The sequence below is a fragment of the Streptomyces sp. NPDC005070 genome (assembly GCF_053600395.1).
Window position 1 is genome coordinate 1 of the sequence record NZ_JBSFZS010000572.1, and the last position, 1,125, is coordinate 1,125.

General features: G+C 68.7%; 1 pseudogene. It reads right to left on the reverse strand.

Annotation, left to right across the window (positions count from 1 at the left end):
- A pseudogene (locus ACWEBX_RS41250) lies at nt 1-1,040 on the reverse strand (IS630 family transposase); the annotation flags it as partial.
- Between the last annotated feature and the right edge of the window lie 85 nt (nt 1,041-1,125).

The following is a 1,125-nucleotide window of genomic DNA, read 5'->3' on the forward strand; positions in this document are numbered from 1 at the left end:
GGCGCGTTCCTTGCGTTCGGCGGCCAGGACGTCGCGGTGGCGAGCGTTGGCGTTGCGCCACCGCAGGTAGGCGTGCAGGGCCCGGGTCTGCACGGTGTGGTTGGGGTGGTGGGAGTTGGCGATGGTGAACTGCCGCAGTGGTCCGAAGTGCGCCTCGATCGGGTTGGCCCACGAGGCGTAGGTCGGGGTGAAGCACAGCTCGACCTTGTGTTTCCTTGCCCAGCGACGGATGTCGGCGCCCTTGTGGGCGGACAGGTTGTCCATGATCACGTAGATCGGCACGCCGTCGGGCCGGGCAGCTCGGATCGACTTCAGCGCAGCCAGCGTGTTCGCGGCACCTTTCCTGCGGTGGTTGACGCCCACAGGGTGTCGTCACCGATCGAGTAGCAGCCGTGGAAATAGCGCACCCCGTGGGTGCGGTGGTAGGTGGCGGGCAGCCGGTCGGGGCGGCACTGTGCGGCCCAGCCGGAGCCCGCGACGGGTCTGATCCCGAGCGGGCCGAACTCGTCGAACGCGAAGACCCGGTCCGGGAAACGGTCCAGCACTTCCTCGATCCGGTCCAGTTTCGCCTCCCGCTCGGGGTCCGGGGACTCCTTCCACGTCTTGGTGCGCTGGAAGGTGACACCACGGCGGGCGAGCAGGCCGCGTAATGCCTCGCGGCCGATGCGGATGATCCGGCCGTGGACTTTGCGCAGGTAGGCGACGAGTTTTCGCAGGGACCAGCGGGTGAAGGGCTGGCCGAGCTTGGTCGGGCGGGTGGTGGCCGTCGCCACGACGAAGTCCTCGTCGTCAGGGCTGAGTCGGCGGGGACGGCCTCCCGCCCACCGAGGGTCCAGACAGGCCAGGCCGATCTCGTTGAACCGGTGGATCACATCCCGGACGGTGTCCTCATCGGCCTGCACCAGTTGGGCGATCACCGGCGCCCGGTTGCCGCCGGCCGAGGCCAGCAGCATCATCGCGCGCCGGTAGCGAACTGAGCTGGTGCTGCCACGGCGCACGATCTGCTGCAGCTTCTGCCCCTCCTGGTCGGCGACGACCAGAAGAAACTGATGCTGGAGACCGTCGACGCCGACGCGAACCGCGTCACCCGGCTCATCGCCGAGCTCCTCGACATCTCCCGCATCG